11 protein-coding genes are annotated in these 16,837 nt (G+C 45.6%); 8 read left to right on the forward strand and 3 right to left on the reverse strand.

The window, feature by feature from the left end:
• The first annotated feature begins 53 nt into the window (after positions 1-53).
• Positions 54-683, forward strand: coding sequence for a response regulator transcription factor (locus L8S15_RS11250; RefSeq protein ID WP_016767965.1), 630 nt, complete (start codon positions 54-56; stop codon positions 681-683).
• Here L8S15_RS11250 and L8S15_RS11255 read toward each other — a convergent pair.
• Positions 680-2,431: a potassium/proton antiporter gene (locus L8S15_RS11255; RefSeq protein WP_010435432.1), complete on the reverse strand. Its 1,752-nt coding sequence runs from the start codon at positions 2,429-2,431 to the stop codon at positions 680-682. The genes L8S15_RS11250 and L8S15_RS11255 overlap by 4 nt on opposite strands.
• A 413-nt stretch (positions 2,432-2,844) precedes the next feature.
• Between L8S15_RS11255 and L8S15_RS11260 the strand changes: the two genes are divergently transcribed.
• The 4 genes from L8S15_RS11260 to L8S15_RS11275 all read left to right on the forward strand — a co-directional run bounded on the left by L8S15_RS11260 (position 2,845) and on the right by L8S15_RS11275 (position 6,815).
• Positions 2,845-3,111, forward strand: coding sequence for a DUF4212 domain-containing protein (locus L8S15_RS11260; RefSeq protein WP_010435433.1), 267 nt, complete (start codon positions 2,845-2,847; stop codon positions 3,109-3,111).
• Positions 3,112-3,121: 10 nt separating this feature from the next.
• A complete protein-coding gene (locus L8S15_RS11265) occupies positions 3,122-4,825 on the forward strand; it encodes a sodium:solute symporter family protein (RefSeq protein WP_016783690.1) in 1,704 nt (567 codons plus the stop codon).
• Positions 4,826-5,033: 208 nt separating this feature from the next.
• Positions 5,034-5,417 carry a hypothetical protein gene (locus L8S15_RS11270; protein ID WP_010435452.1) on the forward strand — a complete coding sequence of 128 codons (384 nt, stop codon included), beginning with the start codon at positions 5,034-5,036 and terminating at the stop codon, positions 5,415-5,417.
• Between the two features lie 12 nt (positions 5,418-5,429).
• On the forward strand, positions 5,430-6,815 hold the full coding sequence (locus L8S15_RS11275) for a class II fumarate hydratase (protein ID WP_010435457.1): 1,386 nt from the start codon (positions 5,430-5,432) through the stop codon (positions 6,813-6,815).
• A gap of 127 nt (positions 6,816-6,942) precedes the next feature.
• On the opposite strand, the gene L8S15_RS11280 is transcribed toward L8S15_RS11275, so the two are convergent.
• Together L8S15_RS11280 and L8S15_RS11285 are read right to left on the reverse strand one after the other, a co-directional pair.
• Positions 6,943-10,374, reverse strand: a complete 3,432-nt coding sequence (locus tag L8S15_RS11280; RefSeq protein WP_241786417.1) for a PAS domain-containing hybrid sensor histidine kinase/response regulator — start codon at positions 10,372-10,374, stop codon at positions 6,943-6,945.
• Between the two features lie 117 nt (positions 10,375-10,491).
• Positions 10,492-11,688: a 3-phenylpropionate MFS transporter gene (locus tag L8S15_RS11285; protein ID WP_010435462.1), complete on the reverse strand. Its 1,197-nt coding sequence runs from the start codon at positions 11,686-11,688 to the stop codon at positions 10,492-10,494.
• 230 nt (positions 11,689-11,918) lie between these two features.
• Here L8S15_RS11285 and L8S15_RS11290 point away from each other — a divergent pair, with 230 nt between their 5' ends.
• The 3 genes from L8S15_RS11290 (at position 11,919) to acs (ending at position 16,564) form a co-directional block, all read left to right on the forward strand.
• Positions 11,919-13,751: a DUF294 nucleotidyltransferase-like domain-containing protein gene (locus tag L8S15_RS11290; RefSeq protein ID WP_016787678.1), complete on the forward strand. Its 1,833-nt coding sequence runs from the start codon at positions 11,919-11,921 to the stop codon at positions 13,749-13,751.
• 12 nt (positions 13,752-13,763) lie between these two features.
• Complete coding sequence (locus L8S15_RS11295) at positions 13,764-14,396, forward strand: 3'-5' exonuclease (RefSeq protein ID WP_280573088.1); 633 nt, start codon at positions 13,764-13,766, stop codon at positions 14,394-14,396.
• Between the two features lie 218 nt (positions 14,397-14,614).
• On the forward strand, positions 14,615-16,564 hold the full coding sequence (gene acs / locus L8S15_RS11300; protein WP_016790186.1) for an acetate--CoA ligase: 1,950 nt from the start codon (positions 14,615-14,617) through the stop codon (positions 16,562-16,564).
• Positions 16,565-16,837 lie beyond the last annotated feature (273 nt).

The raw sequence follows: 16,837 nt of genomic DNA on the forward strand, positions 1-16,837 counted from the left end.
ACTCAATCAGGATGATAATAAATATTAACTAAATTGTTAAAAGTATGAACGTCATGGACTCGACCTATACCATCATCATTGCTGATGACCACCCTCTTTTTCGCAACGCCCTATTTCAGTCAGTTCATATGGCGATCAGTGGTGCGAACCTGCTTGAGGCTGATTCTCTCGATGCCTTACTGACTCTACTAAAAAAAGAAGATGAACCCGATCTGTTGCTTCTCGACCTTAAAATGCCCGGTGCGAATGGGATGTCAGGCTTGATTCAACTGCGCGCAGAATACCCCGACTTACCTATAGTCGTGATTTCAGCCAGTGAAGAAGCGAGCGTCGTCAGCCAAGTGAAGAGTCATGGTGCTTTTGGCTTTATTCCAAAATCGAGTGATATGCGCGAATTAGTGAGTGCACTCAATCAAGTGCTCAATGGCGACCCGTTCTTCCCTGAAGGACTGATCACCAATAATGCTGCCTGCACCGACCTTGCAGAAAAGATTTCCACACTGACACCTCAGCAATACAAAGTATTGGGGATGCTTTCTGACGGCTTACTTAACAAGCAAATCGCGTATGAACTAAATGTTTCGGAAGCGACCATCAAAGCACATATGACAGCCATCTTCCGTAAATTGGATGTGAAAAACCGAACTCAAGCAGTTATCTTGCTACAAGAAGTCCACAATTAAACTTCGTCAATATCCTTTCCTAAAGTCGTCTTGGGCAAACATAAACCCAACTTGACGACTTTATAATCATTTATCTCTGCCACCACCCAATTAATGCCATTCCACTTGAAGTTATCGCCCAATACAGGGTGTGCACCAAGCTCTTGAACAACCAATTGTTTTAGCGTCATTTCTCGCTCCTGCTCGGAACCCAACTCTATACCATAACAATCACTGACGGCAGCGACCGATAGCCCAACATCTAAGAAGAAGTCGCCAAAGAATCGAGCGGTATCTTCAGCCAAAGGAGCCTCACTGAACAGTTCGCTTAAGCTATCTAGGTCTTTATCTTGCCCAAGTACACATAAGATATCATTCGCCTCTAACACGGTACTGCCCGATGGGTGGAGCAAAGCATCTTTTCTAAATAACGCGGTAATTCGCGTCCCTTCAGGCATAGACAAGCGTTTAAGCGGTTCGCCAATACACCACTTGTCCTCTTTCAACTTATAGACAAACATCTCCCACTCACTGGTAGGGTAGATCTCAATGCCGGTACGAGAAATCGGTGTCGGCGTTGGCGGTAAGGTCACTTTCGCGAGTCTAGCGACTTTCATTAAGCTGCCGCCCTGAACAATCAGCGAAACCATAACCACGAAGAAGGCAATATTGAAATACAACTGAGCATTTTGCAGGCCTGCCATCATCGGGAAAACCGCCAAGATGATCGGCACTGCACCGCGTAAACCCACCCAAGAAACAAACCAGCGCTCTTTGGTGGTAAAACGTCGAAACGGCAATAAACCGAGCCAAACAGAGATTGGACGAGCAAACAAAATCATACCGAAAGCAAGCGCAAGCGCCGGTATAGCAATGTCCATTAGTGTCGATGGTGTCACCAACAAACCTAACACTAAGAACATCACGATTTGGCTAAGCCACGTCATGCCATCAAGAACATTGAGAATAGAGTGTCGAGAGCGAGTCGGACGATTTCCGATGAACAAGCCCACTAAGTAAATAGATAAAATACCGCTGCCGCCAAGCATGTTGGAGAACGCAAACAGCGCTACGCCACCACTCAGCACCAAAATAGAGTAGAGACCATCAGCCAACTTAACTCGATTGATTAGGCTCCATAAAACCCAGCCGCCACCGATACCTACAAGGGTGCCGATACCAAACTGCATTGCGAAACTTTTCAGTAGGAAATTCATTCCCATTTCAGCTTCGGGGTTACCTAACAGCGCGATTAGGGTTACCGTAAGGAAGACGGCCATTGGATCGTTGGTACCCGATTCAATCTCTAGGGTTGAGCCTACACGCTCATTGAGACTTTGCCCTTTAAGTAAAGAGAATACCGCCGCAGCATCGGTTGAGCCTACAATGGCCCCAACCAAAATCCCCTGCATCAGTGACAGCTCAAACAGCCATGCGGCCATTAAGCCCGTTAAGGTTGCAGTACATGCCACGCCTATCGTTGCTAGGGAGAGCGATGGCCAAAAAGCAACCTTGAAACTCGCCACCTTAGTTCGCATACCGCCATCTAGCAAGATCACGGCAAGAGCCAAGTTACTCACTAAGTATGTCAGAGAGTAATCATCAAAATTGATGCCACCGGGACCATCTTCACCGGCTAACATGCCAACGAAAAGGAAGATCAAAAGAATAGGTACGCCCAATCGAGAGGACACTTGCGAGAAGAGTACACTGATGGCGATGAGTACAGCACCAGTTAAGAATAAGTGGTTGATAGTTATTGCGTCCAATTCGTTCCCCCAAATAATAAACCCGAGCTTTAAGCCTGTTGATCTTCTGCCGTTTAGCAGAGCACGGTCGGTGAAAGTGCCTTAGATACTATAACAAACTTATGTTTCGCTTCGTGTCATATGCAGGACTAAATACCATTTATCGGTGATTTAGTTGTTAAATTTTATGACTCGCACTCTAATTCGCTCTATTTTGTTAGACCTTTGGCTAATTTAACAACATTGCAACATCACACTTTTCTATGGTTATGCCTTCTAGCCCCCATATTTCAGCACTTTAGTCTCAATACCGTCCAGACTAAAGTTGCACAGATCCCTTGACTTATCCTTGCTACATTCTAAATCGTAACATTACGTTAACACGGCTATTTTACAAAAACGGTTTCTACGAAAACGGAATAAAGGAGAAGGCAATGGCGTTCGAATCTACGGAACATGCTCAAGCCTACTGGAAGGAAAACTTGGGAATTATGGGAACACTGCTCGCGGTTTGGTTTGCAGTGTCTTACGGCGCTGGCATCTTATTTGTGGATGCCCTCAATACCGTTCAGTTTGGCGGGTTCAAGCTAGGCTTTTGGTTCGCTCAGCAAGGTTCGATATACACCTTCGTGGCGCTGATATTTATTTACGTTGTTCGCATGAATGCGCTCGACAAAAAATACAACGTACAGGAAGACTAGAGGCTAGAACATGGATATTCAAACTTGGACGTTTATTCTCGTCGGTATTACTTTTGCAGTATATATCGGCATCGCAATCTGGGCTCGTGCAGGGTCAACCAGTGAGTTCTACGTAGCCGGCGGCGGTGTACACCCAGTAGCCAATGGTATGGCGACAGCGGCTGACTGGATGTCGGCAGCATCATTCATCTCAATGGCAGGTATCATCTCATTTGTTGGTTACGACGGTGCAGTTTACCTAATGGGTTGGACAGGTGGTTACGTACTGCTTGCACTATGTTTAGCACCTTATCTACGTAAATTCGGTCAGTTTACGGTTCCTGATTTCATCGGCGAACGTTACTACTCGAAAACGGCACGTATGGTAGCGGTATTCTGTGCAATCTTCGTATCATTCACATACGTTGCTGGTCAAATGCGTGGGGTTGGTGTTGTATTCTCACGTTTCCTAGAAGTCGACATTAACCTCGGCATCATCATCGGTATGGGTATTGTGTTCTTCTACGCAGTACTTGGTGGCATGAAAGGCATCACTTATACGCAGGTAGCTCAATTCTGTGTCCTCATTTTCGCCTTCCTTGTTCCAGCTATTTTTACTTCGATCATGATGACAGGTAACCCGCTTCCACAGGTTGGTATGGGTTCAACTCTCTCTGGCACCGACGTTTACCTACTTGATAAACTGGATGGTCTAACCGAAGAGCTCGGGTTTACCGCCTATACCGAAGGTAACAAGAGCATGGTAGATGTATTCTTCATCTGTGCGGCTCTAATGGTAGGTACAGCAGGTCTTCCACACGTAATCATTCGTTTCTTCACTGTGCCAAGAGTACGTGATGCTCGTATTTCAGCGGGTTGGGCACTACTGTTCATCTCATTGCTATACACAACAGCACCTGGCGTTGCAGCATTCGCTCGTGTAAACATGATCGAAACCATTAACGGCCCAGACATGCAAGGTGTCGCAGCAGCAGACGCACCAAGCTGGTACAAAAACTGGGAAAGCACTGGCCTTGTAGGTTGGGAAGATAAGAACGGCGATGGCAAAATGTTCTACTCGGGCGATGAACGTAACGAGATGAAGATTAACCGTGACATCATCGTACTGGCTTCTCCAGAGCTAGCAAAACTACCAAACTGGGTTGTCGCACTACTTGCAGCTGGTGGCCTAGCAGCCGCACTATCAACAGCCGCGGGTCTACTATTGGTCATCTCAACGTCGATTTCACATGACTTATTGAAGAAAGGCTTCAGACCAAACATGACCGACAAGCAGGAGCTATTAGCCGCTCGTTTAGCCGCTATGGTCGCCATTGTCGGCGCGGGTTACTTAGGTATTAATCCACCAGGCTTCGTAGCACAGGTAGTCGCGTTTGCCTTCGGCCTAGCCGCAGCATCCTTCTTCCCTGCCATCATCCTAGGTATCTTCTACAAGAAGATGAACAAGGAAGGCGCTATTGCAGGTATGTTGTCAGGTATTGCCTTCACAGCAAGCTACATCATCTACTTCAAGTTCATTAACCCAGCAGCAAGCACACCGGAAAACTGGTGGTTTGGTATCAGCCCAGAAGGCATCGGTACGCTAGGTATGTGTCTAAACTTTGTAGTATCAATTGCAGTGAACAAAGTGACCGCTGAAGTTCCTGAAGATGTACAAGAGATGGTTGAGTCTATCCGTTATCCTAAAGGTGCTGGTGAAGCTCACGACCACTAAGAAGCTCGCGACTTAGTGACTAGGATAAGAAGTACTTAGAAAATGAATCAGTGCTTACATTGTAGGGATTAGGTACTGACTCCAAGAAAGCCGATGCATTCATGTATCGGCTTTTTCTTTTCATTTTATAGAAAGATAAACAAAGGGTTGTTTTTAAAATCTCATTTGATAATAATTATCATTAACATCCAATAAAGAGATGCAGATTATGATGAAAGAACAGCAAAGTCTCTATTCGAGATTTTACAAAGCACAGGATCGCTTTGCTTCATTAGAACAAGTACAAGGCCATGAGCCTTTTGTGATTAGAGAGTATATAGAGTGTGCACTCACGCTTTCTGCTTACTATGAAAAACACGCCGCCCAAGAAAACATCTTGTTGTGCGAGCTTTACCTGCGCCAAGTTTTCTTCCATTTAATTGAAGCGATTGAGTCTCCTGAGCGCAGTTTCGCCTTTCGTCATATCTGCCTAGACTCTATTCACTCACCGCTATTTTATCTGAAACGCCACTACTGCCAGCTACCTCAAGGCCAAGCGCGTTTTTTGAATCTCAGCCAAACACTACAACAAGTCCAAGCCCCACTTGGCTAACAAGGATAGAAGATGACCCTACAATATCGAATTGAGAAAGACAGCATGGGAGAAGTGAAAGTCCCTGCCGATGCGCTATACCAAGCACAAACTCAGCGTGCAGCAGATAACTTTGCTTTTAGTTCACACAAAATGCCAACTAGCTTCATTCAAGCACTAGCATTCATTAAGCAGGCCGCCGCTGACACCAACGCTCAGTTAGGTTTATTGGAAGGTGATATTGCCAACGCGATTTCCGAAGCAAGCCAAGAGATCATTGATGGTAAATACCTCGATCAATTCCCAATCGATGTCTACCAAACCGGCTCTGGCACTAGCTCCAATATGAATGCCAATGAAGTGATTGCAACGCTCGCTTCAAGAAGTTTACAAGGTGACGTGAACCCGAATGACCACGTCAACATGGGCCAAAGCAGCAACGATGTGGTACCAACCGCCATTCAAGTGAGCGTTGCTTTGATGGCAGAAAACAAGTTGTTGCCAGCACTAACTCACCTTGCTGAAGCTCTCACTATCAAGCAACAGGAGCTTGCTGAGGTAGTGAAGACAGGCCGCACTCACCTAATGGATGCGATGCCAATTACCTTTGCTCAAGAGCTAGGTGGTTGGAAGTTTCAGATTGAGCATGCCAAGCAAGCCATTGAAAGCAGTTTGCCAGCAACCAAGGCACTTGCTCAAGGTGGCACAGCGGTAGGAACAGGGATCAATGCTGACCCGCGCTTTGCCGATAAATTTGCGAGTAACCTTTCTCAATCGACAAAGATCAGTTTTACCTCGAGTGAAAACTTCTTTTTTAACCTCAGCAGCCAAGATGCGATCGTCGCATTGTCTGGCCAGCTTAAAACTGCAGCAGTTGCGATCATGAAGATCTCAAACGATCTTCGCTGGATGAACTCCGGGCCGTTGGCGGGCTTAGGTGAGATTGAATTACAGGCGCTACAGCCAGGGTCGTCTATCATGCCTGGAAAAGTAAACCCAGTGATTCCAGAAGCCGCAGCAATGGCTGCAGCGCAAGTGATAGGAAATGACACCACCATTACGCTGGCTGGGCAATCTGGTAACTTCCAACTGAATGTGATGTTGCCGGTGATTGCTCATAACGTGTTAGAAAGTATTGAATTGTTAGCAAATAGTTCTGTCGCCTTGGCAGACAAAGCCATCGTTTCCTTCGCTGTACGCCAAGACAATCTCGATTTGGCACTGTCAAAGAATCCGATTTTAGTCACAGCGCTAAACCCTGTGATTGGTTACCTAAAAGCGGCAGATATTGCCAAGAAGGCCTATAAAGAAGGTTTACCGATCCTCGATGTTGCAGAGCGAGAAACAGACCTAAGCCGAGAAGAACTCAGCAAGCTGCTTGATCCAAGCACACTGACGCAGGGCGGCATTGCGGGCTAGCTCGTTAGCAAATTATTAAATTAGCAAATAAATAGGTATTAACGAGCCTTACTGAAACAAAAAAGGCCTCATCCGAGGCCTTTTTACATCCGTTCATTAATTAGGAATTAGAGCTTATTATTCCTAATTAACTCACCCGATTTAAGACTGCTCTGAGTTTTAGCGGTTTCACTGGCTTAGCAATAAAGCTGAAGCTGTTAGCCTTTATCGCAGCCAACATGTCATCGGTTCTATCAGCACTGATGATGACACCTTCAAAAGAGTCGCCAAGACGTAAACGACACTGTTGCAAAACTTCCAGCCCCGTTCGGCCATTATCGAGGCGATAATCAGAGAAAATTACATCCGGATGCCAATCATCATCGAGACACTTCAAGCTTTCGACTAAGTCGACGGCCGTCTTAACCTCACAGCCCCAGCGACCAATCAAGTTCTCCATCCCGACCAAAATCTCGCGCTCATTATCGACACACAATATTTTCAGGTGTTCGATGTCGCTGGTCGCCATTGGCGCTGAAACTTGTACAATTGGAGCAACCTGTTCGGCTCTAGCCAAGGTGATAGAAAAAACACTGCCTTGCCCTGGCCATGATCGCATTGATATTTGGTGACCTAAAACATGAGCGATGCCTTTAGAAATCGCGAGCCCTAACCCCAAGCCTTGATCGGCACGAACTTGGCTACCACGAGTAAACTCTTCAAAGATCTCTTGCTGCTTATCTTCGTCGATACCCGTTCCGTTATCCCACACATCAATTCGCACCTGGCCGTTAACTCGTCTCGCACCCAGTACTACTTTCCCTTCCGGGTTGTAACGAAAAGCATTGGTCAAAAAGTTCTGAATAACACGCCTTAACAATTTGGGGTCAGAATGAATAAACAGAGATGAAGGGATCATCTTGAACTGGATTTTTTGTTGTGTCGCCAAAGCACTAAATTCAGCATTCAAATGGATAAGAACATCATGCACGGCAATCGCATGAACATTGGTTTCTAACTTTCCCGACTCCAATCGAGAGATATCTAATAAATCACCAATCAAGTCCTCAGCAGCACCAAGTGCACTTTCGATATGGGATGAAAGCTGCTTCACCTCTTGTTCCTTTGCCACTTCAGAGAGTGAAGAAGCAAACAAACGAGCAGCATTCAGTGGTTGCATTAAATCATGGCTAACCGCTGCTAAAAAACGACTCTTAGATTGTGATTCTTGATCAGATATTTGCGTTGCTTTTACTAAGCGATGGTTAAGTTTTTCGAGCTCTTGGGTTCGTTCATGGACTCTTGATTCTAAACTTTCATTGGCATCTTTCAGCGCTTGCTCGGCTTGTCTAAATACCGTGATGTCAGTAAAACTCATGACGAAGCCACCACTTGGCATCGGGTTACCTTGAACTTCAATGACTCGACCATCAGGACGAATACGAGAAGATGTATGTCGAGTGCCTTGCTCAAGGTGATAAACACGACGTCGAACGTGATCTTCTGGGTCACCCGGACCACACAAACCTTGTTCAGCATTATGACGAATGACATCAGCGATTGGTCGACCGACTTGAATCAACCCCGCAGGAAATTCAAACAATTCTAAATAGCGCTGATTCCATGCCACCAGCCTCATCTGTTTATCTACCACCGCAATACCTTGGCCAATATGCTCGATTGCACCTTGCAGTAAGCCACGACTAAAATCATATAGCTCAGAGGCTTCATCAACGATGGTAGCCACTTCTTCAAGCTGCATATTTCTGCCTTGTAAAGCAGAAGTAAGTACTAACTTAGCTGAAGAGGCACCAAACACACCCGCAAGCACGCGTTCTGCATGTCGAATCAAACTTGCAGGCGCTTGTTGATTCGGAAGTAGCGGTTGACCATGTTGTTGCCAGTAACTGTGTAAGGCACTTTTTGCCCGTTTACGACCGACAAAACGAGACGCCAACATCTCCAATTCAGCTACCGTGACACGGCTCTGATAGAGGCTTATATTTTCATTTTCAGGCAGCGGAGTGCCAACAAATGCCGCTGATTGTAAGCGCTCACTTAGGCTTGGTCTGGTCGTCATTGACACCACGGTATAACACAAAGTATTGAGCGTAATACTCAATACAATACCCCAGTTTGAGCTACTGATATCCCAGCTACTGAGCAATTCGGGTGGCGTGATTATCCATAACAATAGGTTGCTTTCGCTATCACCTGCCAACATGCTGGTTTGGCTCATCAAGGTAATAAGCCAAACGACTGACCCGACTAACAAACCGACATAGACACCTTTGCGATTACCTGGACGCCAATACAAACCACCTAATAATGCCGGTGCAAATTGCGCGATAGCAGCAAAGGAGAGAAAACCGATCGCCGACAAAGAATGGATCGTATCTAGCGCCTGATAGAACACCCAAGCGCCAAGTAAAAGCAGTAGAATTAACCCACGACGAATCACCAATAACAGGCCAGAAAAATGCTTATGGGTTCTTTGAGTCAAACGCATCCGGCGCAGCAGCAATGGCATCACTAAGTCGTTCGACACCATAATCGCTAGTGCAATAGTCGAAACAATCACCATACCACTGGCCGCTGAAGTACCGCCAAGAAAGGCTAACAAGGCAATGTGATTCGCTCCTTCAGCCATTGGTACACTGATGACATAAGTATCGGCAGGCATGTTGGTGAGTAACCCCTGACCCGCCCAAGCAATGGGCAGAACAAACAGCCCCATCAAGATTAGGTAAACCGGGAATAACCAACGAGCGGTATGTAAATCCTGTGGGCGCTCGTTCTCAACAACCATGGTATGGAACTGACGAGGTAAGCAAACAATCGCCAGCATGGTTAAAACGGTATGAATGATTAAGGTCGGAATGTTAGGTGATTTATAGGTGGAGGCTGCAACATCAAGTAGGTCGATTTTATCGCTACTCATCGCCAGATAAATAATAAACAGACCGACAATTAAAAAAGCCGCGAGCTTAACAATGGATTCAAATGCCACCGCCATCATCATGCCACGGTGATGCTCTGTGTTATCGATGTGCCGAGTACCAAACAGCATCGTAAAAATAGCCAAAGCACCAACCACAAACCAAGACACGTGATAATCTTGATAGCCGAAATCAGCCGCCAGATTTGGGGCAACAATATCTAACCCCATGGTAATACCGCGAAGTTGTAATGCGATATAAGGAAGAATACCGACCACAGCAATGATGGTCACGGCAACCGCTAGCCCTTGAGATTTGCCATAACGAGCCGCAATAAAGTCAGCAATTGAGGTGATATGTTCACGTTTCGCAATGAGTATCAGCCGCGCTAAGATCCGCCACCCAAGTGTAAATACCAAAATAGGCGCGAGATAAATGGGTAAAAAGGACCAAGGGTTATTGCTGGCCTGCCCGACCGTTCCATAGAATGTCCACGAAGTACAATACACCGCAATTGAGAGGCTATAGATCCACGGGCGCCAACGCGATAGCCAACGAACCTGCCTGTCTCCATACCAAGCGATCAGAAATAACACACCCAAGTAGGCTAAAGAGACTGGAATTACTATCCATCCTTGCATTAAAAACCCTTTTTCATCCATAAAAAAACCTCTCCATAAGGGAGAGGTTTTATTTAACTAAGGATGGGTCATTAACTCAATCGCATCGCTTAAATTCTGTGCTTCAGACTCTAATTATCAGCATTTGCTTTGAGATTCTGACTGTTCCGAATCTAATTGATTAATCTCAACCACTGAACTTCTCTCATCCAACTTAATGAATAGAGCAAGTGCACCCATAGCAGCCATACCCCAGAAAATATTGGCGCCCCAAAGCTCGTAGCCCCAACCACTAAAGGTGGTCATTAGTGCGATAAAAGCACCTAATGGAATCGCGTTATACAGAGCCTGTAGTGCGACCATCTTATTCGGTTCTTCAGACTGGATGTATTGAATCGCTGCGATGTGTGCCATCGCAAACGTCACACCGTGCAGCAGTTGCACCATAACCAGTGCAAAAATCGCTGTCGTTGATGCTGTAATACCCCAACGAGCCATCACACCGAATGCAGCAATCACAAACAGAGTGCGAAGAGTAAGACCAGAGAAAAGTCGCTTACTTAAAGCAAACACCGCAACTTCTGCGACAACACCTAAACTCCACAAATAACCAATAACCGCTTCCGAATGCCCTGCTTCTTTCCAATAAATAGCACTAAAGCTGTAATAAGCGGCGTGGCTACCTTGTAGCAGTGCCATCAAAGCCAAAAACTTAACCACAGATGATTCACGCAACAGTTCAGCTAATTTAGGTCGTTCCGCTTGTTGTTCCGATAACGTCACTGGCATCACGTTAGGATTTCTCATCGCTAAAACTAATGACAGCAGCACACCCGCAAGAGCCGTATACAGAATCATATCAGTGCCAAATTTGGCCACTAGGAAACCAACCACGGTTGAACCTGCAATAAAAGCAATCGACCCCCACAAACGAGTACGGCCGTAGTCGAGCATTTTCAAGCGGCTGTAATGGTTCGCCATCGCATCAGAAAGAGGAATGATCGGCCCACAACATAGATTGAACAATACTGTGGCTAGCAACATCAATAAGAAGCTACCACCAGTAAAGAAATGGAAACCGACAAACAATAAGGCTGCAAAGCTCAAACAACGCAGAGCTGGCATTAGATGTTCCACTTTATGGATTCGTGGAGTAATCACTAGGTTGGCAACACAACGCGTCGCAAAACCGATACCAATTAATACGCCAATATCACCAGCAGACACGCCCTGGTCTTCAAACCACAATGCCCAAAATGGCAAGTACACGCCATACGCAAAAAAGAAACCAAGAAAATACTGAGAGATCCAGCCATAAGGGGAAGGGCTAAACATAAATAACCTATAAAAATGTGCGGAAAAAGGCAGCACTAATTATGCCTATCTCGCATACGATGAAAAAGGGAATTATTACTGGGATAGTATTCCCATATTCAATTAGTTTGAATATCGCATTTCAATGAAATATCTCACTCTCATCGATACCCATTCTCGCATTTAGACTAAAGTCGTCTGGAGCTTCGCTGGTAATTTGCCAGACTAAGTAAAGACTCCCAATTGTTTCGATGCTTATGCCTGATAAATTTAATATGCAGCACCCACCTTTCGATAGCCTGTCCGATACGGAGCAGTTAACACTGCGTTCGTCATTGGATGTGGTTTACTACCGAGCGCACGAGGTGATTTTGGAAGCTGACCAACCAAGTCGTCACCTGCATATTCTGATTAAAGGCGCAGTCGAAGAGCGGGCAAGCAGTGATGGTGAGATCTATGCTCACTATGCCAATGACGATATTTTTGATGTCCGCAGCCAATTCGACGCGCATACCAAACACCAATATATCGCGCTAGAAGATACTTTAAGCTACCTACTACCAACCGATGTCTTTCTCGAGCTGTACCACGCCAATGGCCAGTTTGCCGCATACTTTGATAACAACCTTTCGACAAGAAAAGCGCTAATTGAAGCCGCTCAACAGCAACAGAATCTTGCCGAGTTCATACTGACCAAAGTAGACGAGTCGATCTATCACCCTCCACTGATACTTGAACCAAACCAACCTATCAACCAAGTCACTCAAACCCTTAAAGAACAAGGGCTGGACTCGGCCTTGGTTCATTTAGAACATTATGATCAAAAAGCTTTTAGATCATCATGTACCTTACCGTATGGAATTGTCACAAGAACCAATTTATTACATGCTGTAATGTTAGATAACCGCCCTCTGGATACGCCTGTTGGTGACATAGCGACCTTTCCAGTGATGAATGTCAATCAAGGTGACTTCCTGTTTAATGCCATGATTACCATGACCAGAAATCGCGTAAAAAGGTTGATGGTTTGTGATGGTTTAAATGCAGTTGGTATGGTGGACATGACTCAGATTCTTAGTGCGTTTTCCACTCATTCACACGTTCTCACTTTACGTATTGCGCGAGCTACCAGCGTTGAAGAATTGGCAATGGCCTCCAACAAACAACGTCAATTGGTCGAAAGCCTGCTCGGTAATGGCATTCGCACGCGCTTTATCATGGAGCTCATTTCAGCGGTCAACGAGCAGATAATTGAGAAAGCCTTTGAACTCACGATTCCACCCGCGCTGCATAATCACTGCTGTCTAATTGTTCTGGGGTCAGAAGGCCGTGGAGAGCAGATTCTCAAAACCGATCAAGATAATGCGCTCATCATTCAAGATGGCTTGGAGTGGCATCAATGCCAAAGTGCCATGAACGAGCTCACCCACACTCTGCAACAATTAGGTTACCCACTGTGCCCAGGCAACGTAATGGTCAACAACCCTAAATGGGTGCACTCTCAGCAAGAATGGAAACAAACCCTCACGAGTTGGGTAAGAAAAGCCACGCCAGAAACCGTCATGGATATTGCTATCATGGCGGATGCACACGCCGTTGCGGGTAACAGAGAACTTTTAAAACCGGTCAAGCAGCACCTGAGTAATTTGATGTTGGGACAGGAGTTAATCCTCACTGAGTTTTGTCGCCCTGCCCTTAGCTTTTCGGTTCCCCTCACTTTGTTTGGCAATGTTAAACAGTCCAAGTCAGGGCTCGATATCAAACGAGGCGGTATTTTTCCTCTAGTCCATGGTATTCGGGCACTCAGCCTTGAGCATGGAGTCACCGTAAACAACACCTTTGAGCGTATTGAACAGCTCGTCAATAAAAATGTATTAGAACAAAGCACCGCTGACAACCTTAACGAGGCACTCAAGCAGTTCTTTAAGTGGCGGTTATCTCAGCGACTATCCCAACAGCACAGCAGCAATAAAATTAACGTTAAATTGATGGAGCGAGCAGATAGAGATCTGCTTCGCCATAGCCTGCATGTGGTCAAAAAGTTCAAGCAATGGCTCGGCTATCATTATCAGATAAGAGATTGAGGCAATTGAGCGATGAATAGATTGGTTCGTTATTTCTGGCACCACAAACTCAAAGGGTCCCCTTATCAGCCTCTGTTTGTTGCGCCTACCCATAATGAATACGTATCTTTAGATTGTGAAACCACCAGCCTCGACCCCAATCAGGCCGAATTAGTCACCATTGCCGCCACAAAAATCATTGGCAATCGAATTATTACCAGTGAGCCTTTTGAAGTTAGGCTTCGAGCGCCACAATCGCTCGATTGCAATTCCATCAAGATTCACCGTATTCGTCACCAAGATTTAAAGCACGGTCTAGAAGAAAAACAAGCCCTGATTGAGCTACTAAACTTCATCGGAAATCGTCCTTTAGTCGGCTATCACATTCGTTATGATAAGAAAATCCTCGATCGTGCCTGTTTAAAACAGCTTGGATTTCCACTGCCTAACCGATTAGTCGAAGTGAGCCAACTCTATCAAGACAAACTCGAAAGACAGCTACCCAACGCTTATTTCGACCTCAGCATGGATGCGATTTGTCGCCAGCTCGATTTACCTATCCCGGTCAATAAACATGATGCATTACAAGACGCTATCTCCGCAGCACTGATCTTTGTCCGCCTTAAGCACGGCGACTTGCCCCGCTTCAACTCTTCTTATTCGTAATTCAACTGCAAGCTTTCCACATAGAGAGCAACATCTCAAAAATGAACTTAACTTGCTATTTTGTAAGTGAAAAGCGGCGTCTCATCCTAAAGTCTAATTGTGGAAATCGTCGTCCTAGCCGAGAGTGATAACACAACGACAGTCCTGTAATAGACTTAAAAACTGAACACAAAGGAAGTTGCCAGTTCATTTAGAATGTAGGCACAAGGAGAGATGCAATGAGTGAAGCCCACGTTTATCCGGTAAAAGAAAATATTAAATCAACCACACACGCGGATAATGACACTTACCTAGCCATGTACCAGCAATCTGTTTCTGACCCTGAAGGCTTTTGGGGTGAACACGGAAAAATCGTTGATTGGATCAAGCCTTTCACACAGGTAAAAAATACTTCTTTCGACCCTGGCCACATTGATATTCGATGGTTTGAAGATGGCACGCTTAACGTTTCGGCTAACTGTATCGACCGTCACCTTGCTGAACGAGGTGATGAGGTTGCTATCATCTGGGAAGGCGATGACCCTACTGATGATAAAACCCTAACCTTCAACGAACTGCACAAAGAAGTGTGCCTGTTTTCTAATGCTTTAAAAGAGCAAGGCGTACGCAAAGGGGATGTGGTTTGTTTATACATGCCAATGGTTCCAGAAGCTGCAGTTGCCATGCTGGCATGTACCCGTATCGGTGCGGTTCACACAGTGGTATTTGGCGGTTTCTCACCAGAAGCACTGTCCGGTCGTATTATCGATTCCAACTCTAAAGTCGTTATCACTGCCGATGAAGGCGTGCGTGGCGGCCGTGCGGTTCCACTGAAGAAGAATGTCGACGAAGCACTGACTAACCCTGAAGTGAAAAACATCGAGAAGGTTGTTGTATTCAAACGCACTGGCGGTGATGTTGCATGGCACGAACACCGCGATGTGTGGTGGCACGATGCTATTGCTAATGTATCTACAAATTGCCCACCAGAAGAGATGAACGCAGAAGATCCACTATTCATTCTTTATACGTCAGGCTCAACAGGTAAACCTAAAGGCGTTATGCACACTACAGGTGGCTACCTTGTTTATGCAGCAATGACCTTCAAATACGTATTCGACTATCAAGAAGGCGAGACTTTCTGGTGTACTGCCGATGTGGGTTGGATTACCGGTCACACATACCTTGTTTACGGACCACTAGCCAATGGTGCAAAAACAATCCTATTCGAAGGTGTGCCTAATTACCCTAATACCAGTCGTATGAGCGAAGTGGTTGATAAGCACCAAGTCAATATTCTTTATACTGCGCCAACCGCGATTCGTGCATTAATGGCGAAAGGTAATGAAGCCGTTGAAGGCACCTCTCGTGACAGTTTACGAATCATGGGGTCAGTGGGTGAACCTATTAACCCTGAAGCGTGGGAGTGGTACTACAAAACAATCGGTAATGAGCAATCGCCAATTGTTGATACATGGTGGCAAACAGAAACGGGCGGTATCTTGATTGCACCACTGCCGGGCGCAACAGACTTAAAACCAGGCTCTGCAACTCGTCCATTCTTCGGTGTGCAACCGGCGTTGGTTGACAACATGGGTAATATCATTGAGGGTGCAACCGACGGCAACCTAGTTATTCTGGACTCTTGGCCAGGTCAAATGCGTACCGTTCATGGCGATCATGACCGTTTTGAACAGACTTACTTCTCTACTTTTAAAGGGATGTACTTCACCAGTGACGGTGCTCGTCGTGATGAAGACGGCTACTACTGGATTACTGGTCGTGTCGATGATGTACTTAACGTATCAGGTCACCGTATGGGTACCGCTGAGATTGAATCGGCTCTAGTGGCGTTCGATAAGATCGCTGAGGCTGCGATTGTGGGTATCCCTCATGATATTAAAGGCCAAGCAATTTATGCTTACATCACACTGAATGATGGCGAGTTCCCAACCGCAGAGCTTCATAAAGAAGTGAAAGACTGGGTACGAAAAGAAATTGGCCCAATCGCAACACCCGATGTCCTGCACTGGACCGACTCGTTACCGAAAACGCGTTCAGGCAAAATTATGCGCCGTATCTTGCGTAAGATTGCCACTGGCGACACGGGGAACTTAGGTGATACTTCGACACTAGCAGATCCAAGTGTGGTCGATAAGCTCATCGCAGAGAAAGCCGAACTGGCATAATCAACCAGCAACACGAGCTAATTACCGTTTAAAACAGGCTCATCCTAAACCGTCACCTATGTGGCGGTTTTTTTATGGCTGATCTTGATCTCAAATATCTCCCACAAAATTAAGGATACAACGGTTTTTTGTTAAGTTGGTAACAATTCCATGTTGTATCAATAGGAGATTAGACCAGTAAATTGCTGCGATTTGCGCTGAATTAGCTATAATCTGGTTCTAATTTTTAATTTTGGGTTTTTCTCACTGGAAATTAACCCCAAATTTTCAATA

It is taken from the genome of Vibrio sp. S/42/10 (assembly GCF_029890535.1).
In the GTDB taxonomy this organism is placed as follows: Bacteria; Pseudomonadota; Gammaproteobacteria; order Enterobacterales; family Vibrionaceae; genus Vibrio; species Vibrio cyclitrophicus.

Bases quoted from the DNA above. Each gene is read 5' to 3' on its own strand.
- L8S15_RS11265 (WP_016783690.1), top strand. From the start codon at position 3,122: ATGGATATTCAAACTTGGACGTTTATTCTCGTCGGTATTACTTTTGCA.
- L8S15_RS11290 (WP_016787678.1), top strand. From the start codon at position 11,919: ATGCTTATGCCTGATAAATTTAATATGCAGCACCCACCTTTCGATAGC.
- L8S15_RS11270 (WP_010435452.1), top strand. From the start codon at position 5,034: ATGATGAAAGAACAGCAAAGTCTCTATTCGAGATTTTACAAAGCACAG.
- L8S15_RS11260 (WP_010435433.1), top strand. From the start codon at position 2,845: ATGGCGTTCGAATCTACGGAACATGCTCAAGCCTACTGGAAGGAAAAC.
- L8S15_RS11285 (WP_010435462.1), bottom strand. From the start codon at position 11,688: ATGTTTAGCCCTTCCCCTTATGGCTGGATCTCTCAGTATTTTCTTGGT.
- L8S15_RS11280 (WP_241786417.1), bottom strand. From the start codon at position 10,374: ATGCAAGGATGGATAGTAATTCCAGTCTCTTTAGCCTACTTGGGTGTG.
- L8S15_RS11250 (WP_016767965.1), top strand. From the start codon at position 54: ATGGACTCGACCTATACCATCATCATTGCTGATGACCACCCTCTTTTT.
- L8S15_RS11295 (WP_280573088.1), top strand. From the start codon at position 13,764: ATGAATAGATTGGTTCGTTATTTCTGGCACCACAAACTCAAAGGGTCC.
- acs (WP_016790186.1), top strand. From the start codon at position 14,615: ATGAGTGAAGCCCACGTTTATCCGGTAAAAGAAAATATTAAATCAACC.
- L8S15_RS11275 (WP_010435457.1), top strand. From the start codon at position 5,430: ATGACCCTACAATATCGAATTGAGAAAGACAGCATGGGAGAAGTGAAA.